We start from the raw sequence: 23,730 nt of genomic DNA on the forward strand, positions 1-23,730 counted from the left end.
GCCCGCGAAGGCGTCCTCCTGTTCGATAAAGATCCTCAAGCCGGAATCGCCTTGGCCTTAGGCTCCCTCTCCCAAATCCGATGCTGCCCGATCGCGGTAAAAAACGCCTCGAACAGTTTGGCATCGTTACCTACGATTAACCCCGCATCCACTTCCAGCTTCAACACATCCAACAACTGCCTTGCCTCGCTATGCAGCGCAATCGCTTTCAAGTGCTTATAGGCTTCCAGCAGGTAATGCAGTGCTACACCATCGGTACTCAGCGCCTTGATCGACGCCGCGCCACCCGGCACGAATACAGCGTCGAACGCTACAGAAGGCAGACCTTCCATCGACGCATCTACCGGCAGCGCTTTGCCGTCGGCGGTTGTCACAGGGGCCGAAGTCAGACCGAGCAGTTTGGCGTGCGCGCCTTCGGCCATCAGAGCCTTCTTCATGGCATCAATCGCCGCGCCATCCACCCCGTTGGCTGCCAGAATGGCCACTTTTCGGGTTTTGATATCCCCCGACAGCAGGTTGGCCTGGCTCAGGGCGGGGGAGTGGTCGAGTGACGTTTTACGCACCTCGACCGTTCCGGCCTTCGGTACCGGCAAGCCCAGGTTCAGCGCCACGCGTTTGGCCAGTTCAAGATCGATATTGGCCAGGATCTCGTTCACCTGCCGCACACGAATAAATTCGCGCTCGACCTTGCCCAGCTCAAAACTGTAAGCGGCAATGATGTGTTCCTGCTCATGCTTGCTCATGCTGTGAAAGAACAGCCGCGCCTGAGAGAAGTGGTCGGCGAACGACTCGCTGCGCTGACGGATTTTCGCAGCGTCGATGCGCTCCGGATAAGTCTCGAAGCCGCCGTCCTGCGCGGCCGGTGGGGTTTCTTTGGGCCAGCCGCTGTCGATGGAGTTTGGCTCGTAGGAAGCGCGTCCCTTGTCGATGGTGGTGCGATGTTGGGCATCCCGTTGACCGTTATGGAACGGTGCGACCGGGCGGTTGATCGGGATCTCATGAAAATTCGGCCCACCCAGTCGGCTGATCTGTGTATCGGTGTAGGAAAACAACCGACCTTGCAGCAACGGGTCATTGGAGAAGTCGATTCCCGGCACGATATGCCCAGGGCAGAAGGCAACCTGCTCGGTCTCGGCGAAAAAATTGTCCGGGTTGCGGTTGAGCACCATCTTGCCCAGCGGAGTGATAGGGACGACTTCTTCGGGAATGATTTTGGTCGGATCAAGCAGGTCGAAATCAAAGGCATGCTCGCTTTCTTCCTCCACGACCTGTACACCCAATTCCCATTCCGGGTAGTCCCCTATCTCGATGGACTCCCAGAGATCGCGACGGTGGAAGTCGGTGTCTTTGCCGGCTAGTTTCTGCGCCTCGTCCCACACCAGCGAGCAGGTGCCGGCAGCGGGGCGCCAGTGGAATTTTACGAAGCGCGCCTTGCCTTCGGCATTGATCATGCGAAACGTGTGCACGCCGAAGCCCTGCATGGTGCGCAGGCTTTTGGGGATGGCCCGGTCGGACATGGTCCACATCACCATGTGCGCGGATTCCGGCACCAGAGAAACAAAGTCCCAGAACGTATCGTGGGCCGAACCGCCTGTAGGCATCTCGTTGTGGGGTTCGGGTTTTACCGCGTGTACGAAGTCAGGAAACTTGATTGCATCCTGAATGAAGAATACCGGCATGTTGTTGCCCACCAGATCGAAGTTGCCTTCGTTGGTGAAAAACTTCACCGCGAAACCTCGTACATCTCGCACCGTATCGCCTGACCCGCGCGGACCTTGCACCGTGGAAAACCTCACAAAAACCGGCGTTTTTTGACTTGGGTCTTGTAGGAACCCAGCCTTGGTCAGTACGGAATGGGTTTCATATGCCTGGAAGTAACCATGTGCGCCGGTACCACGGGCATGGACGATGCGCTCGGGAATGCGTTCATGGTCAAAGTGCGTGATCTTTTCACGCATGATGAAATCTTCCAGCAACGACGGCCCGCGGGCACCGCCCTTCAACGTGTTCTGATTGTCCGCGACCTTCACGCCCTGGTTGGTGCGCAAGGCCTGTTCGGTGGCATCGGAGCGAAATTTTTCCAGGCTGTCGAGCTTGGCATTGGTGTTGCCGCGGTCCAGGGTAGCGGTCCCGGCCAATGCGCTTTTGGGGGCGGCAGGCTTTTTAGTACTCATCAGACGTAAACTCCTCGTTGCGATTCCCGTCGGGCCCAGGCTTATGAGCCATTGCCCATACACGGCATCCAGGCATTCTCGAGTTGCCTAATCAGTGACCGATGGCGCGTTGGCGCCGTTCCCTTTTTCTGACCTTTGATCGCGTTATTGCCAAATCGCTGGTTGAATACGAAATAAATGCTAAGAACCTCTATACGGACAGGCTAAAATGCGCGCCCGGCTAACCGCTGATCCTTTTCCAACGCGCCCCACAAGGTTCGCTACGTGATCGAGTTTCAAAACGTCCACAAAACTTACCGCGTCGCCGGTAAGGATATTCCCGCCCTGCACCCGACCAGTCTGACGATTGAGAATGGTCAGGTCTTTGGCCTGATCGGCCATTCCGGCGCGGGAAAAAGTACCCTGCTGCGTCTGATCAACCGCCTGGAGAACGCCAGTGGCGGCAAGATCATCGTCGATGGCGAAGAAGTCACCGCGCTGGATGCCGATAGCCTGCGGCGCTTCCGTCAGCAGGTCGGGATGATTTTCCAGCACTTCAACCTGCTGGCGTCCAAAACCGTGGCCGACAATGTCGCGCTGCCGCTGACCCTCGCCGGTGAACTGTCCCGTAGCGAAATCGACCGGCGTGTGGCGGAGTTGCTGGCGCGGGTCGGCTTGGCTGACCATGCGAAAAAGTACCCGGCGCAATTGTCCGGTGGTCAGAAGCAGCGTGTCGGCATCGCCCGCGCCCTGGCGACCAAACCGAAAATCCTGTTGTGCGATGAAGCCACCAGTGCCCTGGACCCGCAAACCACGGCGTCGGTCCTGCAACTGCTGGCCGAGATCAACCGCGAGCTGAAACTGACCATCGTCCTGATCACCCACGAAATGGATGTGATCCGTCGAGTCTGCGATCAGGTGGCGGTGATGGATGCCGGCAAGATCGTCGAGCAAGGCTCGGTGGCCGAGGTGTTCCTGCATCCCAAGCACCCGACCACCAAGCGCTTCGTGCAGGAAGACGAGCAAATCGACGAAAGCGAACAGCGCGACGACTTCGCTCACGTACCGGGGCGCATCGTGCGTCTGACCTTCCAGGGCGACGCGACCTACGCGCCATTGCTGGGGACCGTCGCCCGGGAAACGGGCGTGGACTACAGCATCCTGGCCGGTCGTATCGATCGCATCAAAGACGTCCCTTACGGGCAATTGACCCTGGCCGTTACGGGTGGCGACATGGAAGCGGCGTTTGCCCGCTTCACCGCAGCTGACGTCCACATGGAGGTGCTGCGCTGATGGAAGTCCTGATGAGTTTCTTTTCCAATATCGATTGGTACGAAATCTGGCTGGCTACCGGCGACACCCTGCTGATGCTCGGCGGTTCGCTGTTGTTCACCGTGCTGCTGGGCCTGCCATTGGGTGTGCTGTTGTTCCTGTGCAGCCCGCGCCAGTTGCTGGAAGCCAAAGGCGTGTACGCGATGTTGTCGCTGGTGGTGAACATTCTGCGTTCGCTGCCATTCATCATTTTGCTGATTGTGATGATTCCGTTCACTGTGTTGATCACAGGCACCTCCCTGGGTGTTGCCGGCGCAATTCCACCCTTGGTGGTGGGCGCCACGCCGTTCTTCGCGCGACTGGTGGAAACCGCCCTGCGTGAAGTGGATCGCGGCATCATCGAGGCGACCCAGGCCATGGGCGCGACGACACGTCAGATCATCATCAATGCCTTGCTGCCGGAAGCCCGCCCGGGCATCTTCGCGGCGATTACGGTGACAGCGATTACACTGGTGTCCTACACGGCAATGGCCGGTGTGGTCGGCGCTGGCGGCTTGGGCGACCTGGCGATCCGTTTCGGTTACCAGCGTTTCCAGACCGATGTGATGGTTGTGACGGTCGTGTTGCTGCTGATGCTGGTTCAAGTGTTGCAAACCGTTGGTGACAAATTGGTTGTCCACTTCTCACGTAAATAAGTCATGAGCCGGCCATTCGCTGGCAGGCGCCATACGGGCGCCTCACAAGGAGTTAGCTGAATGAAAAAACTACTCGTCGCGTTCGCTGCCGTTGCAGCCTTTTCCGCTCACGCTGCCGACACCCTGACCGTTGCGGCCACGCCGGTGCCTCACGCGGAAATCCTCGAGTTTGTTAAACCGGCCCTGGCCAAAGAAGGCGTGGACCTGAAGGTCAAAGTCTTCACTGACTACATCCAGCCGAACGTGCAGGTGGCCGAGAAGCGTCTGGACGCCAACTTCTTCCAGCACCAGCCGTACCTGGATGAGTTCAACAAAGCCAAGGGCACCAACCTTGTCAGCGTTGCCGGTGTGCACCTGGAACCGCTGGGCGCTTACTCCAGCAAGTACAAAGCGCTGACCGAACTGCCGGGCGGCGCCAACGTGGTGATCCCGAACGACGCCACCAACGGCGGCCGTGCGCTGTTGCTGCTGGCGAAGGCTGGCCTGATCAAGTTGAAGGATTCGAACAACATCCTGTCGACCGTGAAGGACATCACTGAGAACACCAAGGACCTGAAATTCCGTGAACTGGAAGCCGCGACCATCCCGCGCGTGCTGACTCAGGTAGACTTGGCGCTGATCAACACCAACTACGCGCTGGAAGCCAAGCTTGATCCGTCCAAGGACGCACTGGTTATCGAAGGTAGCGACTCGCCGTACGTGAACATCCTCGTTGCCCGTCCAGACGACAAGGACAGCGCCGCGATGCAGAAACTGGTTGCTGCCCTGCACAGCCCGGAAGTGAAAGCCTTCATTCTCGAGAAGTACAAAGGTGCGGTAGTGCCGGCGTTCTGACGTTGAAGGGGACGCAGAGCGTCCCTGGCTGCATTCCCACGCGGAGCGTGGGAACGATCAAAAACGGGGACGCATTGATTGCGTCCCCGTTTTTTTATGCCTGAAACACCCAATCCTGTAGGAGCCAGGCTTGCCGGCGAAGGCGCCCGTGAGATCGCCTTCGCCGGCAAGCCTGGCTCCTACAGAGGGTGGTGTTGGTTACTCGCGCTTGAGCATCACCGGCAACTGCGCCACCAGTTTCTGATTGTTCAACGGTGCACGAATGAACCCGCGTTGAGTCCCGTCCGGCCCGATCACTGCGAGGTTGCCGCTGTGGTCGACGGTGTAGTTCGGCTTACTGGTGTCCGCCGGAATAAACGGAATACTCACCGCATTGGCCAGCTTCTGAAGGTCTTCGACCGAGGATGCCGTCAGCCCGATGAACTGTGGATCGAAGTAGCCCAGGTATTGCTTGAGTTGCTTGGGCGTATCGCGGTTCGGGTCGACGCTGACCAAAACGACCTGCAACTTGTCCACAGCATCCGCCGGCAGTTCACTCTTGATCTGCCGCAGTTGGGCGAGGGTGGTCGGGCAGATGTCCGGGCAGAAGGTGTAGCCGAAGAACAACACACTCCATTTGCCTTTCAGCTCGTTGATCGCTACCGGTTTACCGTCCTGATCGGTCATCTTCACGTCCGGCAGGTTACGGCTTTGGGGCAACAGGATGATCCCCGCATCGATCAGTGCCGTCGGGTCGCCCTGGTTTTTTCCGGTCAGAACTTTATTGATGGTCAGGCCCAGGATCAGCGCGATCAAGGCGACGAGAATGAAGACGGTTTTCTGGGTTCGAGTCATAGGTTCAACAGTAAGTAGTGGTCTACGAGCAGCGCGATAAACAGCAGGAACAAGTAGTAAATAGAGTACTTGAACGTGTTGATCGCCGCGTGCGGCCGAGTGCCACGGTACAGCACCACGGCCCATTGCAGAAACCTCGCGCCCAGTGCGAGGGCACAAATCAGGTAGAGCACGCCGCTCATGTGGATCACGTAGGGCATCAGGCTGACGGCCAGTAGCGCAAAGGTATAAAGCAGGATGTGGACTTTGGTGTAGTGCTCGCCATGGGTCACCGGCAGCATCGGAATGTCAGCCTTGGCGTATTCCTCTTTGCGGTGAATCGCCAGCGCCCAGAAGTGCGGCGGGGTCCAGGCGAAGATAATCAGCACCAACAGCAACGGTTCGGCGCTGACATGGCCGGTGGCGGCGGTCCAGCCGAGCAGCGGCGGGGCCGCACCAGCGAGGCCGCCGATGACGATGTTCTGCGGCGTCGCGCGTTTCAGGAAGCCGGTGTAAACCACGGCATAACCGAGCAAGGAGGCGAGGGTCAGCCATGCCGTCAACGGGTTGGTGAAGGCCAGCAGCAGAGCTTGGCCGAGCACTGCCAGCACCAGAGCGAAAGTCAGCGCAGCGGTTGGAGAAACCCGACCTTCGGCCAAGGGCCGCTTGCGAGTTCGGGCCATGACCGCGTCGATGCGCCGGTCCACCACATGGTTGACCGCCGCCGCACCGCCTGCACACAAGGCAATCCCCAGATTGCCGAACACCAACACCGTCCACGGCACCCCAGCGCGCGTCGCGAGGAACATGCCGACCAGCGAGGTGATGAGCATCAGCACCACCACTTTCGGCTTGGTCAGCTCCAGGTAATCGCGCCAGATTGCCTGACTGTGACGTTCGCCGATCAGGGTCGCCATGGCATTTCTCCTTTTATTGTTATGGGCCCGGCCGAGTGTTTACGCAGGCTGAGACGCCAGCGTACTGGGGGCTGATGCTTGACCCGAACCAGGCTGGTTCGCGCGTGATAATTGACCAGCACCATCGTCAGCAACAGCGCTGCGCCACCGGCGTTGTGGGCGACGGCCACCGGCAGCGGCAAGTGGAACACCACATTGCTGATGCCCAGGGTGATTTGTGCGGCCAGGGCGATCAGCACCATGGCGGCCAGGCGCGTCATGCCGACGATCTTCAGTTGCCAGGCCAGACCGAGCAGCACGAGGGTGACCAGCAATGCGCCGATGCGGTGCGTCAGGTGAATCGCGGTGCGGGCATCGCTGTCCAGTTGCCCGCCCAGGTAATTGGGGCCGATGTGTTGGGTCAGGTGAAAGCCGTTGGCGAAATCAGTCGGTGGCAGCCATTGCCCGTGGCAGGTTGGAAAGTCGATGCAGGCCACCGCCGCGTAATTGGAGCTGACCCAGCCACCCAGGGCAATTTGCAGGATCACCAGCAATAAGCCGGCGGTCGCCCAGTGCTGCAAACGCCGTGGCACGGTCAGCGCCGGCAACACGCCGGACAGGCGCAAGGTCAGCAGAAACAACAGGCTCAAGGTCGCAAAGCCGCCAAGCAAATGCCCGGTGACCACTTGCGGCCAGAGCTTGAGCGTCACCGTCCACATGCCGAACGCCGCTTGGGCGAACACCACCGCCAGCACAAACAACGGCAGTTTCACGGGCTGCTCCGGGTGATGACGATGGGTCCAGGCGCGGCCCGCCAGCACCGCGATCAGCAGCCCCAATGTGCCGGCGAAGTAGCGGTGAAGCATCTCGTTCCAGCCTTTGTGGGCTTCTACCGGCGTATCGGGAAAATGCAGTTCGGCATGGGCCAGTTGGGCTTCGCTGTTCGGCACGCTGATAAAGCCGTAGCAGCCGGGCCAGTCCGGACAACCAAGACCCGCATGGGTCAGGCGTGTGTAGGCGCCGAGCAACACCACAATCAGTGCCAGCAAGGTGGCAAACAGCGCGAGGCGAAATCCAGGTTTGGCCATGACGATGCCCTTATCCGATGTTCGACAGTTTCAGCAAATGGCGCAGGTCGTTGAGCAGGTCCTTGCCCTTCACCGTCGGGTCGTAGCGCAGCACCAGGTTGCCGTGAGGGTCGATGATCCACAGGTGCGGCGTGTCATTGCTCTGAGCGCCTTTGCTGTAGGTCGGCGGGTCCAGGGAATAACGTTGCAGCTGCGGGTACTCACGTTGAAGTTTAGTCTCGTAATCGCTGTTCAGCGGCTGTGCGATGGCCAGCGCATGGCTGGCGCGGGAAGCATCGCGACCGAGGCCGATCTGGATCTGGCGCGCCAGATACACCAGCTGCTGGCAGTCCACTGAACAGTCCTTGGGCGCTGTCACCAGTAACTGCCAGCGGTCTTCTTGCGCCGGTACGCCGATGTCGGTGCGGGTCTGGCCGTTGCCGATCAGTTCGCCGTGATAACTGCGGCCCTCCGGCACCCAGAACTGCAATTTGTACATGCCGGTGGCGAGGATCATCGGACCCACCACTCCCAACAGGATCAGTAACAACTGCAAGCGCCCGCGCCGACGATTTACCGGCGTTTTCGCCTCAGACATGCCGGGTGGATTCATGGCCGCTCCCATTATTGTTCTCCTTTGCGTTGTGCCAACCGAGATAGAGGTAAAGGCCGAGCAGGGCTATCGACAGGGCGAACCACTGCACGGCATAAGCCAAGTGTTTTTCCGGCCCCATGGCCACCACCGGCCAATCGGCCTGGTAGGTCGCGGGGCCGCTTTGTGCGCGTAATTCGTAGGCGAAACCGTCACGGTCAAGCGCCGCCCAGAGCCTGGCCGGTTCAATGGCGGTGACCAGTTGTGGCCAGGTCGTGGCGTCTGGGTCGGTATGCAACTGGAACGTTGCGCCGGGGGAAACGTAGACCCAGGCGTCGAGGCTCAATGCCTGAGTCGGTGTGGCGAATGACGGCGGTGTGCGCCGATCCGGCCACGGCAACCAGCCGCGATTGACCAGCAGCCAGAGCCCGGTTGCCCGGTCCTGAAACGGTTGCAGCAGCTCGACCCCGACCTTGCCGTCGCGCTGACGGTTGTCCAGCAGCAGGCTGTGTTCGGCATCGAACTGGCCGTGCAGGCGAACCCGACGGAAGGCCGGATCTTCGGTGTGTTGCAGTTCAGTGCTGGCCATCGGTTCGGCCGCCCGGCGCTCGGCGTAGCTTTGCAGCAGCGCGCTTTTCTCCGCGCCCCGGCTCAACTGCCAGAACCCGAGTGACACCAGCAAAGGCAGCAGCATCGCGACCACCAGGGTCGGCACGAGGCCCGGCCGGAAGCGTTTCATGGCGTTGCCAGAAAGTCGGTAATCGCGATAGCTATACTCAAATGCATCGCCTGTCCCCCGGAGTGTCACCATGCTCAAAGCAGCCATCGTCCTGATGCTGATTGCCACGGTTGTCAGCCTGTTCAGCGGCCTGTTTTTTCTGGTCAAGGACGACAGCAGCTCGAACCGCCTCGTCATTGCCTTGAGTGTTCGTGTCACGCTGGCCGCCATAACCGTCGGCTTGATTGCCTGGGGTTTTTTCAGCGGCCAACTGGTGTCGCACGTACCTTGGTAAGCCTCAGAGCACGTAGACGAAAACGAAAAGACCGATCCACACCACGTCCACGAAGTGCCAGTACCAGCTCGCCGCCTCGAAGGCGAATTGATGGTCGGCATCGAAGTGCCCGCGCATGATCCGCATCAGCATGACGAACAGAATGATCGTGCCGATGGTCACGTGGGCGCCGTGGAAACCGGTGAGCATGAAGAAGGTCGCGCCATAGATGCCGGAACCCAGAGTCAGGCCCAGTTCGTGGTAGGCGTGCAGGTATTCTTCGGCCTGGAAACCGAGGAACGCGCAACCGAGCAACACGGTCAGCGCCAGCCAGATTTTCAGTGCGCCGCGATGGCCTTTCTTCAAGGCATGGTGAGCAATGGTCACGGTGACGCTGGAACTCACCAGCAGCACGGTATTGAGCAGCGGCAGACCCCAGGGGCTGATGACTTCCTTGGGGGGAGGAAAGAGTTTCGAGTCTGGGTTGTTCAGCAGAGGCCAGGTGAATTCAAACGCCGGCCACAGCATGTGAGCGATGCCTTTGGTGCCTTCACCGCCCAGTGCCGGGCCTGCGATGTTGCGCACATAAAACAGCGCACCGAAAAAGGCGATGAAGAACATCACCTCGGAGAAAATGAACCAGCTCATGCCCCAGCGGAACGAGCGGTCCATTTGTGCGCTGTACAACCCTTGGCGACTTTCCTTGATCACTGTACCGAACCAGCCGAACAGCATGTAGGCCAACAGCAGTCCGCCGACAAAAAAGATCAGCGGGCCGTGGGATTCCGGCCGCGCAGCCTTCAGGTCGTTGAACCAGGTGCCCAGGCCGAACACCGTGACGAACATGCCGACCGTGGCGATAATCGGCCATTTGCTCTGGGCCGGAACGTAATAATGTTCATGAGTTGCCATTTATTGTTCTCCTTATCGGGCACGCTTTAACGTCTAGCCGCCGGTGCTTGCTGCAACAGCCACGGGCGGATGACGTGCGGTGATATCGAACAGCGTGTAGGACAGCGTCAGGTGCTTCACTTCCTTGGGCATGTCGCGGTCAACAATGAACCGTACCGGCATCTCGATTCGCTGACCGGGCTGCAGCACTTGCTGGGTAAAGCAGAAACATTCGGTTTTGTGGAAGTACGCGGCTGCGTTGCTGGGCGCGATGCTCGGCACTGCCTGAGCACTCATCGGGCGATCAGTCGGGTTATGGGCGATAAAAATCATCTCGTTCACCGCCCCGGGGTGCGCGACCAGTTCATCGCCCTTGGGATAGAAATCCCAGGTCATGTCGGCGGCATTGGTCGACAGAAACTGCACGCGAACCTGCCGCGAGACGTCGACCGTTTGCTCGCCTTCATACTGCCCGGAGGTTTTGCCATTGATGCCGAACGCCTTGCACATCACGTCGTAGATCGGCACCAGGGCAAAGCCGAAGACAAACATCGCCACCACCACCAGCAACAGGCGAGTGACCAGTTTCTTCATCGAAATCGAATCAGCCATGGTGCAAGCCCTCCACATTGAACCCTGTGGGAGCGGGCTTGCTCGCGAAGAACGATGACGCGGTCCGTCTACCAGACCGCGTCGCCTGCTTCGCGAGCAAGCCCGCTCCCACAAAGGCCAGCGCGTTCATTTCACTTCCGGCGGCGTGGTGAAGGTGTGATACGGCGCCGGCGATGGAATGCTCCACTCCAGGCCTTCGGCCCCATCCCACGGTTTGGCCGGTGCCGGCTCGCCGCCACGAATGGTCTTGATCACGATGAACAGGAAGAAGATCTGTGTGGCGCCAAACATGAACGCACCGATCGACGACACCATGTTGAAGTCGGCGAATTGCAGGTTGTAGTCCGGAATCCGTCGCGGCATGCCCGCCAGGCCCACGAAGTGCATCGGGAAGAACGCCAGGTTCATGCCGATGAACGAGAGCCAGAAGTGCAGCTTGCCGAGGGTTTCGTCGTACATGTGGCCGGTCCATTTGGGCAGCCAGTAGTAGGCCGAGGCGAAGATCCCGAAAATCGCCCCTGGCACCAGCACGTAGTGGAAATGCGCGACCACGAAGTAGGTGTCCTGGTACTGGAAGTCCGCCGGGGCGATGGCCAGCATTAACCCGGAGAAGCCGCCAATGGAGAACAGGATGACGAACGCCACGGCGAACAGCATCGGTGTCTCGAAAGTCAGCGAGCCTTGCCACATAGTGCTGGCCCAGTTGAACACCTTGACCCCGGTGGGCACCGCGATCAGCAGTGTGGCGTACATGAAGAACAACTCGCCCACCAGCGGAATGCCGACCACGAACATGTGGTGCGCCCAGACGATGAACGACAGGAACGCAATACTCGCCGTGGCGTAGACCATCGAGGTGTAGCCGAACAATGGCTTGCGCGAAAAGGCCGGAATGATCGAGCTGACGGCACCAAAGGCCGGCAGGATCATGATGTACACCTCGGGGTGACCGAAGAACCAGAACACATGCTGGAACAACACCGGGTCTCCGCCACCGGCGGCACTGAAGAAACTGGTGCCGAAGTGGATGTCCATCAGCATCATGGTCACGCAGCCGGCCAGCACGGGCATCACTGCAATCAGCAGGAACGCGGTGATCAGCCAGGTCCAGACGAACAGTGGCATTTTCATCAGCGTCATGCCGGGGGCACGCAGGTTGAGGATGGTCGCGATCACGTTGATCGCCCCCATGATCGAACTGATCCCCATCAAGTGGATGGCGAAGATGAAGAACGTCACGCTTTCCGGCGCGTAGGTCGTCGACAGCGGGGCATAGAAGGTCCAGCCGAAATTCGGCCCGCCGCCAGGGGTGAAGAGGGTCGATACCAGTAGCAGGAATGCTGCCGGCAACAGCCAGAAGCTGAAGTTGTTCATCCTCGGCAAGGCCATGTCCGGCGCGCCGATCATCAACGGGATCATCCAGTTGGCGAGGCCTACGAAAGCCGGCATCACCGCACCGAACACCATCACCAGACCGTGCATGGTGGTCATCTGGTTGAAGAATTCCGGCTGGACGATTTGCAGTCCCGGCTGGAACAGTTCGGCACGGATTACCATGGCGAACGAGCCACCCAGCAGGAACATGGAGAACGCAAACCACAGGTACAGCGTGCCGATATCCTTATGGTTGGTGGTCAGCACCCAGCGCATCAGGCCTTTGGCGGGGCCGTGGGCATGGGCGGTGCCGGTATGAACATGGTCATCGACTACAACTGTCATGTCCTGTCTCCTGCAAACGGATGGGCTGGGCGGGCCGGGGCGTCATGTCCCGAGCGGTTCCTTACGCACGCAATAGACCGGGTCATTTGCTTTCCGCCTGTTTCAGCTCCAGCACTTCTTTAGGGGTGACCATGTCGCCTTTGTTGTTGCCCCAGGCGTTACGTTCGTAGGTCACGACCGCTGCGATATCGACTTCCGAGAGTTGCTTGCCGAAGGCCGCCATGGCGGTACCGGGCTTGCCGTGGAAGACAATGCTCAGGTGATCCTTGATCGGTCCGGTGGCGATTTTCGAGCCCTTGAGTGCCGGGAACATCGGCGGCAGGCCCTGGCCTTCAGCCTGGTGACAGGCCACGCAGGTGGTGTGATAGACCTTGTCGCCGCGCTCCTTGAGCTCGTCGAGGGTCCATTCCTTGCTGGTCAGCTCTTTGAGCTGCGCAGCTTCCGCCTTGCGCTCGCCCAGCCAGGTTTCGTAATCGGCCTTTTCCTTGACCTCGACCACGATGGGCATGAAGCCGTGATCCTTGCCGCACAGTTCGGCGCATTGGCCACGGTAGATGCCGGGCTTTTCGACACGGGTCCAGGATTCATTGACGAAGCCCGGGATCGCATCGCGCTTGACCGCGAAGGCCGGCACCCACCAGGAGTGGATGACGTCGGCGGAAGTCACCAGAAAGCGCACCTTGGCACCGATCGGCAGCACCAGCGGCTTGTCGACCTCCAACAGGTAATGCTCGCCCTTGGTTTCCTTGTTGTGGATCTGATCGGCGGGGGTGGTCAGGTTGCTGAAGAATTCGACGTCCTGACCCAGGTACTTGTAGTGCCACTTCCACTGGTAACCGGTGACCTGGATATCGATATCCGGCTCAGTGTTGTCGTACATCTGGATCAGGGTGGCGGTTGCGGGGACCGCCATGGCCACCAGAATGAGCAGGGGCACGATGGTCCAGAGAATTTCGACGGTGGTGCTTTCATGAAATTTTGCGGCCACCTGCCCGGTAGAGCGGCGGTGGACCATCATCGACCAGAACATGGCGCCGAAGACGATGATGCCGATCACTACACAGATCCAGAAAATGGTCATGTGCAGGTCGAATACTGCGTGACTGATTTCAGTCGCTCCAGGCGCCATATTCACAGTCCAGGCCGCTTGCGCCTGACTGAAAATCGACCACAACAGGAGGCCCATCCAGACATGTGGATGTCGCATCATTGCGGGTTCCCCTTATAGTTCTTTTTATCCCGCCGGCTTTCACCTGCGGCAAGGGAGCGGCTTTTTCAGACTACGAACTTGAATCGCCGAGCCTTGCTGCATATGCAGTCGGGCGTCATCAGCTAACTCCATTCAGATCCGAGTATAGACAGCGACTGCCACCTCGCAATGCGATGACGTAAATCGACTGAAACAGGTTGGACTTGCGTTCCATGTCACGAATGGAGAAGGATGCAGACGAGTGGTGGCAAATCGATATAACGTAGACGTCTCAAGGATGAAATAATTATGACAAATGCGTCTTAGGCTTTTTCATAAGCCAGCTAAGTTATGTCTTCCCTATTTCATTGCCTTGTTTCCTGGAGTTTTCATGAACACCGCCGCATTGCGCGAGCAGATCCAAAAAGCCCAACAACACGAGGCCGAGACCGGCCTGTTAACTCGACAACTGGAAACCCAACTGCCGCACCTTCACTCCGCCATCCAATTGCCGGATGTCGATGCCAACGGCGTCATGACGCGTTTTGTGGCCGCGTATATAGAACAAGTGCCGGACCTGCTGGACGCAGCCAATGAAGTCGCCAGGGAAGCGGGCATCGAGTCGCAGATCAAGCCGGTGCTGACAATCGCGGAGCAGTTTTTCCTCCAGCCGCCGGCAATCATGGCTGGTCACGTCGGCCTGGACAGCCTGCTGGACGAAGCCTATCTGGCACATCGGTTGGTCGAAGAGGTCAACGATCTGTACATCAAGCATTTTGGCCAGCCATTGATCCCCTTGGACATGACAGTTGCCAACCTGATTGCCCACCAACTGATCGGCGAGGAATTTGCCAATCAACTGGATGAGGCGGTGCATCACGCTGTGGACGAGATGCTTAACGATGAGAGTTTCGCGCTGGAGTCGGTAGAGGCCTACCGCGAGAAACTCAACAGCCCGGACACCGGCGCTGCGTGGAAGCGCTGGCCGTGCCTGTCGCGCCAATTAGGCGTGGGCCTTGAGCTGGATCAGCCAGCGGCTTGATTTAACGGTAGCAATTGAACACCTGTGGGAGCGGGCTTGCTCGCGAAAGCGGCGGATCAGTCGACATTAATGTTGAATGATTGACCGCATTCGCGAGCAAGCCCGCTCCCACATTGTTTTTAAGCGGCTGAGCCTACTCCGGTTGTGGTACGTAACCGTCCTTCAAGCCTGCGCTTCAATCCCCGCGCTTCGATCAACAGCTTCGAGCCCTTGGCCGCATTGGCCCGGCCCCACTCCTCAAGCAACTCCAGACACGAGTGATCGATGTAGCTCAGGTTATTGAGCGGCACATGTACCGTCGCACCTGCGGGAATGCTCCCCAGCACTTGGGTCAGCGCCGGTACCTTGAGGAAGGTCGCCGCCCCCACCAGTCGCAGCTCCATCTCGCCGTCCGCCGGCAGATCGATCAGGCTGATTTTCAGGCGCGAAGCCTTCCAGGCCAGTTTGGCCAGTGTCAGGCCAAAGCCGATCAGCACGCCGGTCAGCAGGTCGGTGAAGATGATTGCCAGTGCGGTCGCCGCATAGGTGAACATCGGCATTCGGCCATAACGGCCCAAGCCGCGAAAGGCCTTGATGTCCACCAGTTTGAAGCCGGTGTAAACCAGTACCCCCGCCAGACTCGCCACCGGAATGCTTTGCAGCACGCTCGACAGTAGCAGCACGAAAGCCAGCAACCACAGACCATGAAACACCGTTGACAGTCGGGTAGTGGCGCCGGCCTGAACGTTAGCCGAACTACGCACGATCACCCCAGTCATCGGCAGCGCGCCGAGCAACCCACAGAGCATGTTACCCACACCTTGCGCCGACAATTCACGGTCGAAGTCCGAGCGCTGGCCGCTGTGCATGCGGTCCACAGCGGCCGCCGAAAGCAGAGTTTCGGCGCTGGCGATAAAGGCCACGGCGAAGGCCGCGATCAGCAAGGCCGGGTCTGCCAGGTTGAGCAGGTCCGCCGGGCGCAGCCAATCGATGGCTTGCGCCAGGTTGGCCGGGACTTCCACACGTTTGACTTGCAATGCGAGCACCAGGCTGGCGACCGTTGCCAGACCAACCCCCAGTAATGCTCCGGGAACGAAACGCAGGGAGTGCGGGCGGAATTTTTCCCACAGCCACATCACGGCAATGGTCGACAGTCCGAGCAAACCCGCCTGCCAGCCAAACGACGGCAAAGCCTGAATCAGCGCAGCGGGGAAGGCTGCCAGGTTATCCAGCCCCGAAGGCTTGGGCACGGCATCGAGCATCACATGCACCTGTGACAGCACGATCAGCACCCCAATCCCGGCAAGCATGCCGTACACCACCGCTGGAGCGGTGACCCGAAACCAGCAACCCAGTTTCAAACGCCCGGCCACCAATTGCAGAAAACCCGCCAGCAGCAGGATCGGCCCGAGCATGGCAATGCCATGTTGGCGCACCAGTTCGAACACCAATACCGCCAGACCCGCTGCCGGGCCGCTGACTTGCAGCGGCGAACCGGCAAGCCAGCCGACTACCAGGCCCCCGATAATGCCGGTGATCAGGCCTTTGGACGGCGGCAGCCCCGAGGCGATGGCGATGCCCATGCACAAGGGCAGGGCGACCAGAAATACAACCACCGAAGCCAGCAGCTCCCGTGGCAGAACAGCTTTTAGTTGAGCGGCACGCATTGTGGCTCTCCCGGAGTTTTTTTCAGGCGTGGCAAAGCCGTGCCGCCAGATCGGCAGCCTCGGCTAAACCATACTTAGGAGGATTTAGAAGCGCGCTTTGGGCGTCGCCACCGGAATGGGATGGCTGCCATCGAGCGGCAGGAAACAACCCTGATCCGCATCGTAAGCCTGGATTTCGCTGGTTTCGATGTTGTAGACCCAACCATGGATAAACAGCTGACCGTTTGCCATGCGCGAGGCCACTGATGGGTGCGTTCGCAAATGTTGCAACTGAGCAATCACATTCTCTTCGGTGAGGATGTGCATGCTCTCGTTTTCATCCGTGCAATGGCAGTTGTCTTGAACCATGGTTTTCGCCACTTCGGCATGACGCAGCCAGGCCTTTACCGTCGGCATCTTTTCCAGGCTCTGCGGGTTGAGCACTGCACGCATGGCGCCACAGTCAGAGTGCCCGCAGATAATGATGTGCTGTACGCCGAGGGCCAGCACCGCGTATTCGATGGCCGTGGAAACACCGCCGTTCATTTGCCCATAAGGTGGCACGACATTGCCGACGTTGCGGGTCACGAACAAGTCGCCGGGAGCGCTTTGGGTAATCAGTTCGGGAACGATGCGTGAATCGGCACACGCGATGAACATCGCCCGAGGCCGCTGGGCCGTGGCGAGTTTTTTGAAGAGTTCTTCCTGCTGCGGAAAGATCTCGTGATGAAAGTGCAAAAAGCCGTCAACGATATGCTGCAGCGCTGCATCGGCGGTTTCCGCCTCGGGTTGGGCTGAAGCCGACGCAGCCAACGGCTGTTTATCCTTGTCACTCATGATTCATCCTCTTTGGCGGAGTCAGGGGGATTTTCCCGTTTTGTCCGGTGTGAAGCCAGTGGCTGTTTAAAAAACATCCAGGTCGAAGAGCCAGACCCATCAGTCACTCGATGAACAAGGTAGCCGTTGAAACTTAACTCAAACTGAATAAAACGCTCTAGAACGAGTGTTCCAGGTCACAAAAAACGTGACCGGTGCGAAACGCGGTGTCGTGTTCACTACTCAACCATAGGGCCAATTGTCCTTAAATCAACGACATTTGGCGGCCCGGCGGACAAAAGGATTCGCAATCCAGATTGAAACCTTCCCGACGATTGAGCCCCAGGCGTTTGATGGTTTTGGCAAAGCGTTGTGCCAACAGGTCGGCAAACGGCCCTTCACCACGCATTCTGGCACCGAATCGGCTGTCGTAGAGCTCGCCCCCACGGCTTTGGCGGATCAGGCTCAACACATGAGCTGCACGCTGAGGATAGTGGGCGGCCAGCCACTCTTCGAACAGCGGCGCCACTTCCAGCGGCAGGCGCAACATCATGTAGGCCGCACTCTGGGCTCCCGCAGCATGAGCTTCGGCCAGCAGGCTTTCGAGTTCGCTGTCGTTGATCATCGGAATCATGGGGGAACACAAGACTCCCACAGGAATACCGGCCTCGCGCATCACCCGGATCGCCCGCAGCCGTGCCTTGGGTGCCGCGGCGCGCGGTTCGAGGATACGTTTGAGTTCATCATCCAGCGTGGTCAGGCTGATCATTACAGCCACCAGCCTTTGCTCGGCGAGTTCAGCCAGCAAGTCCAGATCGCGAAGAATCAGCGAGCCTTTAGTGATGATGGTCACCGGGTGGCGGTAACGCAGCAGCACTTCCAGGGTTTTACGGGTGATTTTGTGTTCGCGCTCGATCGGCTGATAAGGGTCGGTATTGGAGCCAAGGTTGATCGGCGCGCATTGATAGCCGCGTTTGGACAGTTGTTCTTCCAGCACGTCGGCGGCGTTGGTCTTGGCGATCAGTCTGGTTTCGAAATCCAGCCCCGGTGACAGATCCCAATAGGCGTGACTGGGCCGTGCATAGCAATAGATGCAGCCATGCTCACAGCCGCGATAGGGGTTGATCGAGCGATCGAACGGCAGGTCTGGCGAGTTATTGCGGGTGATGATGGTTTTTGCCGTCTCGATGCGCACCTCGGTGCCTTGGGTGATCGGCGCTTCCTGATACCAGCCGTCATCCTCGACCACCGAACGATTGGGCGCGAAGCGATTGTGCGGATTGGTGGCGGTGCCTCGACCGCGGGGTGGCAGAGGAGTGTTCATCGACTAATACCTTTTGCTGTATGTGCATACAGTATACGAGGCGAGGAAAAGCGGCCAGTGCCGTTCGGCACTTGAGCATTTGATCTGCGTCGAGCGCCTGCCTCAGGTATTGAATAATGCATCTAGCTGCAACTCGATGAAATATATAACGAATAGTCTGTAGTTAATAAGATCAGTATTATCGTCTGAACACGAAGTCTTCGTGGATACTTATTAAAAGGAATTAATCTATGTCGTTTTTTAATCAGCGTGGTATCTTTTTGCAATTACTGGCCCCCAGTGTTGTCGATCCACAACAAGCGCGAGTATCGATGCAACTTGCCCGTAAAGAGTTGGGTTGGGATGAGGTCAACGAGGTACAGACAGAGGCCTTGGTCGATTCCGTCTACGTAGAGGCCGTCTCCAGCGATGGCGGCGGGTCGTTCAGCATAAAGTCGGTCAACAGCGATGTGGACGGCGATGGTGATATCGACAGCGACGACAAGGCAAAACTGTTAGCTTTGGCCAAGGCTTATTCCAGTATTGTAAATCCTTGACTTCATAGTGCCAGACCTGCATGAAAGTTCATGCAGGATTGGCTTGTTTTATTTAACGCTTAGAGGCGTGATTGCAAGTAGCAATTAGTTAAGTGTTGAAGATAATCCGAATTAACGGATTAAACCTGGATTTCCCCCCCCCCAATGCAGCTTCAAAAGACTGATTCACATTTCTTTGACAGTCAGCTCACAGACCTTTGACCGTTCAGGACTGAAGCTGGGTGCCATCTTCCCACCTCTTCCTGAACAGTTATCCAAACATGCCTCTAGCGCGTTATATATCTGCGATGTGTTTGTCGCTGGTCTCATTGTTCAACCTGACGTTGGCCCTCGCTGACGACAGCTCCTCGCCCCGTCCGGCGGAGTGGGCTCAACCAGTGGAGAGGCAACACAATCTCTTTGAGATGTCCCCGATGCTCTATCGCAGCGCATTGCCTGACGCTGGCTCGGTGCAATTGCTGGAAAAACTCAACGTCGGGACTGTAATCAACTTCCTGCCCGAACCGGACTCAAGCTGGTTGTCCGCACCCGGTATCACTCAAGTACACCTGCCTTATCGCACCAATCATGTGGATGATGCGGATGTACTCAAGGTGCTGCGTGCGATTCAAACTGCCGAATCAAAAGGACCGGTGCTTATGCACTGCAAACACGGCTCGGACCGCACTGGCCTGATGGCCGCGATGTACCGGGTGGTGGTGCAAGGCTGGAGCAAGGAAGATGCCCTGAACGAAATGACCCAAGGCGGCTTTGGTGACAGCACGCATTTCAAGGATGGTGTGCGTTACATGATGCAGGCCGATATCGACAAACTTCGTACGGCGCTGGCCAATGGTGATTGCAGCACCAGTCCGTTTGCCAGTTGTTCGATGAAGAACTGGTTCAAATCGGCCCATGTCGAGTAAGTAATACCTCCCACTGCATTGCGCAGTGGAAGGTGATTTTCGGTACTCAGTGTTGCTCGTCTGGTTTCTTCTTCAACTTCGGGTTCGGGAAAAACTGCACGGCCTGAACCTTGGCGTCCGGCACCTTGAGTGCCGAAGTATTGACCCGCGTGCCCAATTCCTTGGGCACCGACAGACCTTGTTCATTCAGCGTATCGGAATAACCGCAGGCCACGCACTCGCGATGCGGAACTGTGTTTTCGCTCCACATCATCAACTTGTCCGGCTCGCTGCAGGCCGGGCAGACCGCGCCGGCGATAAAGCGTTTTTTGGTGATCACAGATTCCTCACTCATGCTGCCGCGTCCTCACTCAGGCCGCTATGGCGCAAGAGTGCGTCAATCGATGGCGCACGGCCACGGAAGTCGACGAACAGCACCATTGGTTCCTGAGAGCCGCCTCGCGCCAGGATCGCTTCGCGGAACGCGCGACCGGTTTCGGCATTGAGCACGCCATCTTCTTCGAATTTCGAGAAGGCATCGGCCGACAGTACTTCAGCCCACTTATAGCTGTAGTAACCCGCCGCGTAACCACCGGCAAAGATGTGGGCGAAACTGTTGGGGAAGCGATTGTAGGCCGGCGGACGCATGACCGAGACCTCGTCACGCACGCCTTCGAGCACTTGCAGCACGCTGCGGCCGTCGCCGTGGGTGGCGTGCAGTTCGAAGTCGAACAGCGAGAACTCCAGTTGGCGAACCATCATCAGTCCGGACTGGAAGTTCTTCGCCGCGAGCATTTTCTCCAGCAGGTCCTGAGGCAACGGCTCGCCGGTTTCGTAGTGACCGGAAATCAGCGCCAGACCTTCCGGCTCCCAGCACCAGTTTTCCATGAACTGGCTTGGCAACTCGACCGCATCCCAGGCCACGCCATTGATTCCAGACACGCCTGCATGCTCGACGCGGGTCAGCAGGTGATGCAGGCCATGACCGAATTCGTGGAACAGGGTGGTCACTTCATCGTGGGTCAGCAGGGCCGGTTTGCCGCTGTCGGCCGGGGTGAAATTGCACACCAGGTTCGCCACCGGGCTTTGCAGCACGCCATTGATCGTGCGGCGATGATCGCGGGCGCCGTCCATCCAGGCGCCGCCGCGTTTGTTGGCGCGGGCATACAGGTCGAAGAAGAAACGACCGACGTGCTGGCCATTTTCCTTGATTTCGAACAGGCGGACGTCCGGATGCCAGGTGTCGAAGCCCTTCAGCTCGGCGATCTCGATGCCGTACAGGCGCTGGACGATGCTGAACAGCCCACCCAGCACCTTGTCGATCGGGAAGTACGCGCGAAGGGTTTCCTGGGCGACGCTGTAGCGCTGTTCGCGAAGTTTTTCCCCGTAGAAGCCGCTATCCCAGCTTTGCAGGTCCGGGCAACCTTGTTCAGCGGCGTAAGCCTTGAGCTGCCCCAGATCACGGGTGGCGAACGGCTTACTGCGTTTGGCCAGGTCGCGCAGGAAACTCAGTACCTGATCGTTGGACTCGGCCATTTTGGTGGCCAGGCTCAGCTCCGAGAAGCTGGAGAAACCCAACAGTTTTGCCAGTTCCTGACGCAGGTCGAGGATTTCTTCCATGACCGGGCCGTTGTCATTCTGACCGGCGTTCGGGCCTTGGTCCGACGCACGGGTGCAGTAGGCGGCATAGACTTCTTCACGCAGGGCGCGGTCCTGGGCGTAGGTCATCACCGCGTAGTAACTCGGGAATTCCAGGGTGATCAACCAGCCATCCAGCTCTTTGGCTTGTGCGGCGGCGGCCATTTGCGCCTTGGCCGACTCGGTCAGACCGGCGAGGGCGGCTTCGTCGGTGACGTGCTTGGTCCAGGCCTGGGTGGCGTCGAGCAACTGGTTGGAGAAGCGGCTGCCCAGCTCCGACAGTTTGCTCTGCACGTCGGCATAACGTTTTTGTTCGGCTTCAGGCAGGTCGATACCCGACAGACGGAAGTCGCGCAAAGCGTGTTCCAGGATGGTTTTCTGCGCCACATCGAAACCGGCGGCCTCAGGGCTGTTGGCCAGCGCTTCATAGGCTTGAAACAGTTCACGGTTCTGGCCCAGCTCGGTGGCGTAGGCGCTCAGGGCCGGCAGGCAGGACTCGTAGGCTTCGCGCAACTCGGCGCTGTTGCACACGGCATTGAGGTGGCTGACCGGGCTCCAGGCGGCGCCCAGACGATCGTTGAGTTCATCCATCGCCAGCACCAGGCCGGCCCAGGTCGGTTGTTTGCCCTGGGTTTTGAGGATGTCGACGATGGCAGCGCGGTTGTCAGCCAGGATCTTTTCAATGGCCGGTTGCACGTGTTCGGCACGGATCGCCGAGAATGGAGGCAGGTCGTAGGACTGCAGAAGAGGGTTGTTCACGCTCACGGTTGGCACCTTGGCTGGAAAACATGCGGGAAGAAACATGGCCCCATCTTAATTACAATCGACGCTCACCGCAGCTATCAGCAAAAGAGAGAGAGCCTATCGTGACCCTTCGCAAGTATCAGAACCACACGCCGCTGCTGGGCAAAGGCGCCTTTGTCGACGGCTCGGCGGTGGTGATCGGCGACGTCGAAATCGGCGAAGACAGCTCCGTCTGGCCGCTGACAGTGATCCGCGGAGACATGCACCGCATCCGAATCGGTGCGCGCACCAGCGTGCAGGACGGCTGCGTGTTGCACATTACCCACGCCGGACCATTCAACCCCGATGGCTTCCCGTTGCTGATCGGTGACGATGTGACCATCGCGCATAAAGTCATGCTTCATGGTTGCGCCGTGGGGAACCGGATTCTGATCGGCATGGGCAGCATCGTCATGGACGGCGCGGTAGTCGAGGACGATGTGATCATCGGCGCTGGCAGCCTGGTACCCCCGGGCAAGCGCCTGGAAAGCGGTTTCCTCTATGTTGGTAGCCCGGTGAAACAGATCCGGCCGCTGACTGACAAGGAAAAAGCCTTTTTCACCTACAGCGCGGCGAACTACGTGAAGCTCAAGGATCTGCACCTGGCCGAAGGCTACGACCAACTCTAAGCCGCTTGATAATGGAAAGTGCCTCCCTATTGCTCAGGAATTTTCATGCATTACCAAACCGTACTGTTCGACCTCGATGGCACGCTGACCGACCCGCGTGAAGGCATCACCCGCTCCATCCAGTTCGCCCTGAGCAAACTAGGGATCGATGAACCGGACCTGACAAGGCTTGAACATTTCATAGGCCCGCCATTGTTGCAGGCGTTCATGCAGTTCTACGACTTCGACGAGCCCAAGGCGTGGGAAGCGGTGAATTTCTATCGCGAGCGCTTCAAGGTCACCGGTCTGTATGAAAACCGCGTGTTCGACGGCGTCACGCCGCTGCTGGAAACCCTCGGTGAGCAAGGGCGACAGCTGTACATCGCGACTTCCAAGCCATGGGTTTTCGCCCGGGAAATCGCCCGGCACTTCGACTTCGCCAAGCATTTCAACGTAATTTACGGCAGCGAGCTGGATGGCACGCGGACCAACAAGGTCGAGCTGATTGAGCACTTGATGAACGAAGAGGGCCTGGACCCGGCCAATACCCTGATGATTGGCGACCGTAAACACGATCTGATCGGCGCCCGCAGCAATGGACTGGACGCAGCGGCGGTGGGTTATGGGTTTGGCAGCCGGGAGGAATTGAGCGCAGAAGCACCGGCGTATCACTTCGAGACGCTGGAGGAGATGCATCAGGCGTTTTTGCAGCGTTAGTTGAATTGCCTTCGCGGGCAAGCCTCGCTCCC

Annotated in this window: 24 protein-coding genes; 9 read left to right on the forward strand and 15 right to left on the reverse strand. The window is 58.7% G+C overall.

All coding sequences use genetic code 11. The features are described from left to right. Positions 1-35: 35 nt before the first annotated feature. A complete protein-coding gene (gene katE / locus IB250_RS18975; protein ID WP_192345228.1) occupies positions 36-2,174 on the reverse strand; it encodes a catalase HPII in 2,139 nt (712 codons plus the stop codon). 264 nt (positions 2,175-2,438) lie between these two features. Here katE and IB250_RS18980 point away from each other — a divergent pair, with 264 nt between their 5' ends. The 3 genes from IB250_RS18980 to IB250_RS18990 are packed head-to-tail and all read left to right on the forward strand — an operon-like array spanning position 2,439 to position 4,954. Further along, complete coding sequence (locus IB250_RS18980) at positions 2,439-3,446, forward strand: methionine ABC transporter ATP-binding protein (protein WP_192345229.1); 1,008 nt, start codon at positions 2,439-2,441, stop codon at positions 3,444-3,446. Then, positions 3,446-4,120 carry a methionine ABC transporter permease gene (locus IB250_RS18985; RefSeq protein ID WP_123500528.1) on the forward strand — a complete coding sequence of 225 codons (675 nt, stop codon included), beginning with the start codon at positions 3,446-3,448 and terminating at the stop codon, positions 4,118-4,120. Before IB250_RS18980 ends, IB250_RS18985 begins: the two co-directional genes overlap by 1 nt. A 60-nt stretch (positions 4,121-4,180) precedes the next feature. After that, positions 4,181-4,954: a MetQ/NlpA family ABC transporter substrate-binding protein gene (locus IB250_RS18990; protein WP_123500530.1), complete on the forward strand. Its 774-nt coding sequence runs from the start codon at positions 4,181-4,183 to the stop codon at positions 4,952-4,954. A gap of 198 nt (positions 4,955-5,152) precedes the next feature. Here the strand turns inward: IB250_RS18990 and IB250_RS18995 are convergent, their stop codons facing one another. The 5 genes from IB250_RS18995 to IB250_RS19015 are packed head-to-tail and all read right to left on the reverse strand — an operon-like array spanning position 5,153 to position 9,061. Then, complete coding sequence (locus IB250_RS18995; protein ID WP_063341991.1) at positions 5,153-5,788, reverse strand: SCO family protein; 636 nt, start codon at positions 5,786-5,788, stop codon at positions 5,153-5,155. After that, positions 5,785-6,684 carry a heme o synthase gene (cyoE, locus tag IB250_RS19000; protein ID WP_192345230.1) on the reverse strand — a complete coding sequence of 300 codons (900 nt, stop codon included), beginning with the start codon at positions 6,682-6,684 and terminating at the stop codon, positions 5,785-5,787. The genes IB250_RS18995 and cyoE overlap by 4 nt, the downstream gene beginning before the upstream one ends. After that, a complete protein-coding gene (locus tag IB250_RS19005) occupies positions 6,672-7,751 on the reverse strand; it encodes a COX15/CtaA family protein (protein WP_192345231.1) in 1,080 nt (359 codons plus the stop codon). Before IB250_RS19005 ends, cyoE begins: the two co-directional genes overlap by 13 nt. A gap of 10 nt (positions 7,752-7,761) precedes the next feature. Then, the gene (locus IB250_RS19010) at positions 7,762-8,355 is read right to left on the reverse strand and encodes a hypothetical protein (protein WP_192345232.1); all 594 of its coding nucleotides are present in this window, start codon (positions 8,353-8,355) and stop codon (positions 7,762-7,764) included. Continuing rightward, the gene (locus IB250_RS19015) at positions 8,321-9,061 is read right to left on the reverse strand and encodes an SURF1 family protein (protein WP_192345233.1); all 741 of its coding nucleotides are present in this window, start codon (positions 9,059-9,061) and stop codon (positions 8,321-8,323) included. The genes IB250_RS19010 and IB250_RS19015 overlap by 35 nt, the downstream gene beginning before the upstream one ends. A gap of 70 nt (positions 9,062-9,131) precedes the next feature. On the opposite strand from IB250_RS19015, the gene IB250_RS19020 reads away from it, so the two are divergent. Further along, positions 9,132-9,335: a twin transmembrane helix small protein gene (locus tag IB250_RS19020; RefSeq protein ID WP_076029131.1), complete on the forward strand. Its 204-nt coding sequence runs from the start codon at positions 9,132-9,134 to the stop codon at positions 9,333-9,335. 3 nt (positions 9,336-9,338) lie between these two features. Here IB250_RS19020 and IB250_RS19025 read toward each other — a convergent pair whose 3' ends face one another. From IB250_RS19025 to coxB, 4 genes are all read right to left on the reverse strand, one after another. Then, entirely contained in the window at positions 9,339-10,226 is an 888-nt protein-coding gene (locus IB250_RS19025) for a cytochrome c oxidase subunit 3 (RefSeq protein ID WP_008007995.1), read from the reverse strand. A gap of 33 nt (positions 10,227-10,259) precedes the next feature. Then, complete coding sequence (locus tag IB250_RS19030) at positions 10,260-10,817, reverse strand: cytochrome c oxidase assembly protein (RefSeq protein ID WP_192345234.1); 558 nt, start codon at positions 10,815-10,817, stop codon at positions 10,260-10,262. 126 nt (positions 10,818-10,943) lie between these two features. Continuing rightward, positions 10,944-12,536, reverse strand: a complete 1,593-nt coding sequence (gene ctaD, locus IB250_RS19035; RefSeq protein WP_192345235.1) for a cytochrome c oxidase subunit I — start codon at positions 12,534-12,536, stop codon at positions 10,944-10,946. 82 nt (positions 12,537-12,618) lie between these two features. Continuing rightward, a complete protein-coding gene (gene coxB / locus IB250_RS19040; RefSeq protein ID WP_192345236.1) occupies positions 12,619-13,746 on the reverse strand; it encodes a cytochrome c oxidase subunit II in 1,128 nt (375 codons plus the stop codon). A 370-nt stretch (positions 13,747-14,116) separates the two neighbouring features. On the opposite strand from coxB, the gene IB250_RS19045 reads away from it, so the two are divergent. Next, the gene (locus IB250_RS19045) at positions 14,117-14,767 is read left to right on the forward strand and encodes a hypothetical protein (RefSeq protein WP_192345237.1); all 651 of its coding nucleotides are present in this window, start codon (positions 14,117-14,119) and stop codon (positions 14,765-14,767) included. 119 nt (positions 14,768-14,886) lie between these two features. On the opposite strand, the gene IB250_RS19050 is transcribed toward IB250_RS19045, so the two are convergent. The 3 genes from IB250_RS19050 to IB250_RS19060 form a co-directional block, all read right to left on the reverse strand. After that, positions 14,887-16,413, reverse strand: coding sequence for a SulP family inorganic anion transporter (locus IB250_RS19050; protein ID WP_192345238.1), 1,527 nt, complete (start codon positions 16,411-16,413; stop codon positions 14,887-14,889). An 84-nt stretch (positions 16,414-16,497) separates the two neighbouring features. Next, on the reverse strand, positions 16,498-17,229 hold the full coding sequence (locus tag IB250_RS19055; protein WP_008076209.1) for a carbonic anhydrase: 732 nt from the start codon (positions 17,227-17,229) through the stop codon (positions 16,498-16,500). A 244-nt stretch (positions 17,230-17,473) separates the two neighbouring features. After that, complete coding sequence (locus IB250_RS19060) at positions 17,474-18,532, reverse strand: PA0069 family radical SAM protein (RefSeq protein ID WP_192345239.1); 1,059 nt, start codon at positions 18,530-18,532, stop codon at positions 17,474-17,476. A gap of 230 nt (positions 18,533-18,762) precedes the next feature. On the opposite strand from IB250_RS19060, the gene IB250_RS19065 reads away from it, so the two are divergent. Then, positions 18,763-19,068 (forward strand): hypothetical protein, encoded by a 306-nt coding sequence (locus tag IB250_RS19065; RefSeq protein ID WP_192345240.1) that lies wholly within the window; start codon positions 18,763-18,765, stop codon positions 19,066-19,068. A gap of 260 nt (positions 19,069-19,328) precedes the next feature. Beyond that, positions 19,329-19,973: a dual specificity protein phosphatase family protein gene (locus IB250_RS19070; protein WP_192345241.1), complete on the forward strand. Its 645-nt coding sequence runs from the start codon at positions 19,329-19,331 to the stop codon at positions 19,971-19,973. A gap of 46 nt (positions 19,974-20,019) precedes the next feature. On the opposite strand, the gene IB250_RS19075 is transcribed toward IB250_RS19070, so the two are convergent. Then, a complete protein-coding gene (locus tag IB250_RS19075; RefSeq protein ID WP_192345242.1) occupies positions 20,020-20,307 on the reverse strand; it encodes a YheV family putative zinc ribbon protein in 288 nt (95 codons plus the stop codon). Next, the gene (prlC, locus tag IB250_RS19080; protein ID WP_192345243.1) at positions 20,304-22,394 is read right to left on the reverse strand and encodes an oligopeptidase A; all 2,091 of its coding nucleotides are present in this window, start codon (positions 22,392-22,394) and stop codon (positions 20,304-20,306) included. Before prlC ends, IB250_RS19075 begins: the two co-directional genes overlap by 4 nt. Before the next feature lie 62 nt (positions 22,395-22,456). Between prlC and IB250_RS19085 the strand changes: the two genes are divergently transcribed. Continuing rightward, positions 22,457-23,002, forward strand: coding sequence for a gamma carbonic anhydrase family protein (locus IB250_RS19085; protein WP_007902790.1), 546 nt, complete (start codon positions 22,457-22,459; stop codon positions 23,000-23,002). Between the two features lie 45 nt (positions 23,003-23,047). Beyond that, positions 23,048-23,698, forward strand: coding sequence for an HAD family hydrolase (locus tag IB250_RS19090; RefSeq protein ID WP_192345244.1), 651 nt, complete (start codon positions 23,048-23,050; stop codon positions 23,696-23,698). Positions 23,699-23,730 lie beyond the last annotated feature (32 nt).

Origin of the sequence: Pseudomonas sp. PDM09 (genome assembly GCF_014852305.1) — a bacterium.
Taxonomy (GTDB): domain Bacteria; phylum Pseudomonadota; class Gammaproteobacteria; order Pseudomonadales; family Pseudomonadaceae; genus Aquipseudomonas.

What these genes read in the sequence shown, in the direction of transcription:
- katE (WP_192345228.1), bottom strand. Translation starts at nt 2,174, where the DNA reads ATGAGTACTAAAAAGCCTGCCGCCCCCAAAAGCGCATTGGCCGGGACC.
- IB250_RS18985 (WP_123500528.1), top strand. Translation starts at nt 3,446, where the DNA reads ATGGAAGTCCTGATGAGTTTCTTTTCCAATATCGATTGGTACGAAATC.
- IB250_RS18990 (WP_123500530.1), top strand. Translation starts at nt 4,181, where the DNA reads ATGAAAAAACTACTCGTCGCGTTCGCTGCCGTTGCAGCCTTTTCCGCT.
- IB250_RS18995 (WP_063341991.1), bottom strand. Translation starts at nt 5,788, where the DNA reads ATGACTCGAACCCAGAAAACCGTCTTCATTCTCGTCGCCTTGATCGCG.
- cyoE (WP_192345230.1), bottom strand. Translation starts at nt 6,684, where the DNA reads ATGGCGACCCTGATCGGCGAACGTCACAGTCAGGCAATCTGGCGCGAT.
- IB250_RS19005 (WP_192345231.1), bottom strand. Translation starts at nt 7,751, where the DNA reads ATGGCCAAACCTGGATTTCGCCTCGCGCTGTTTGCCACCTTGCTGGCA.
- IB250_RS19010 (WP_192345232.1), bottom strand. Translation starts at nt 8,355, where the DNA reads ATGGGAGCGGCCATGAATCCACCCGGCATGTCTGAGGCGAAAACGCCG.
- IB250_RS19015 (WP_192345233.1), bottom strand. Translation starts at nt 9,061, where the DNA reads ATGAAACGCTTCCGGCCGGGCCTCGTGCCGACCCTGGTGGTCGCGATG.
- IB250_RS19020 (WP_076029131.1), top strand. Translation starts at nt 9,132, where the DNA reads ATGCTCAAAGCAGCCATCGTCCTGATGCTGATTGCCACGGTTGTCAGC.
- IB250_RS19025 (WP_008007995.1), bottom strand. Translation starts at nt 10,226, where the DNA reads ATGGCAACTCATGAACATTATTACGTTCCGGCCCAGAGCAAATGGCCG.
- IB250_RS19030 (WP_192345234.1), bottom strand. Translation starts at nt 10,817, where the DNA reads ATGGCTGATTCGATTTCGATGAAGAAACTGGTCACTCGCCTGTTGCTG.
- ctaD (WP_192345235.1), bottom strand. Translation starts at nt 12,536, where the DNA reads ATGACAGTTGTAGTCGATGACCATGTTCATACCGGCACCGCCCATGCC.
- coxB (WP_192345236.1), bottom strand. Translation starts at nt 13,746, where the DNA reads ATGATGCGACATCCACATGTCTGGATGGGCCTCCTGTTGTGGTCGATT.
- IB250_RS19045 (WP_192345237.1), top strand. Translation starts at nt 14,117, where the DNA reads ATGAACACCGCCGCATTGCGCGAGCAGATCCAAAAAGCCCAACAACAC.
- IB250_RS19050 (WP_192345238.1), bottom strand. Translation starts at nt 16,413, where the DNA reads ATGCGTGCCGCTCAACTAAAAGCTGTTCTGCCACGGGAGCTGCTGGCT.
- IB250_RS19055 (WP_008076209.1), bottom strand. Translation starts at nt 17,229, where the DNA reads ATGAGTGACAAGGATAAACAGCCGTTGGCTGCGTCGGCTTCAGCCCAA.
- IB250_RS19060 (WP_192345239.1), bottom strand. Translation starts at nt 18,532, where the DNA reads ATGAACACTCCTCTGCCACCCCGCGGTCGAGGCACCGCCACCAATCCG.
- IB250_RS19065 (WP_192345240.1), top strand. Translation starts at nt 18,763, where the DNA reads ATGTCGTTTTTTAATCAGCGTGGTATCTTTTTGCAATTACTGGCCCCC.
- IB250_RS19070 (WP_192345241.1), top strand. Translation starts at nt 19,329, where the DNA reads ATGCCTCTAGCGCGTTATATATCTGCGATGTGTTTGTCGCTGGTCTCA.
- IB250_RS19075 (WP_192345242.1), bottom strand. Translation starts at nt 20,307, where the DNA reads ATGAGTGAGGAATCTGTGATCACCAAAAAACGCTTTATCGCCGGCGCG.
- prlC (WP_192345243.1), bottom strand. Translation starts at nt 22,394, where the DNA reads ATGTTTCTTCCCGCATGTTTTCCAGCCAAGGTGCCAACCGTGAGCGTG.
- IB250_RS19090 (WP_192345244.1), top strand. Translation starts at nt 23,048, where the DNA reads ATGCATTACCAAACCGTACTGTTCGACCTCGATGGCACGCTGACCGAC.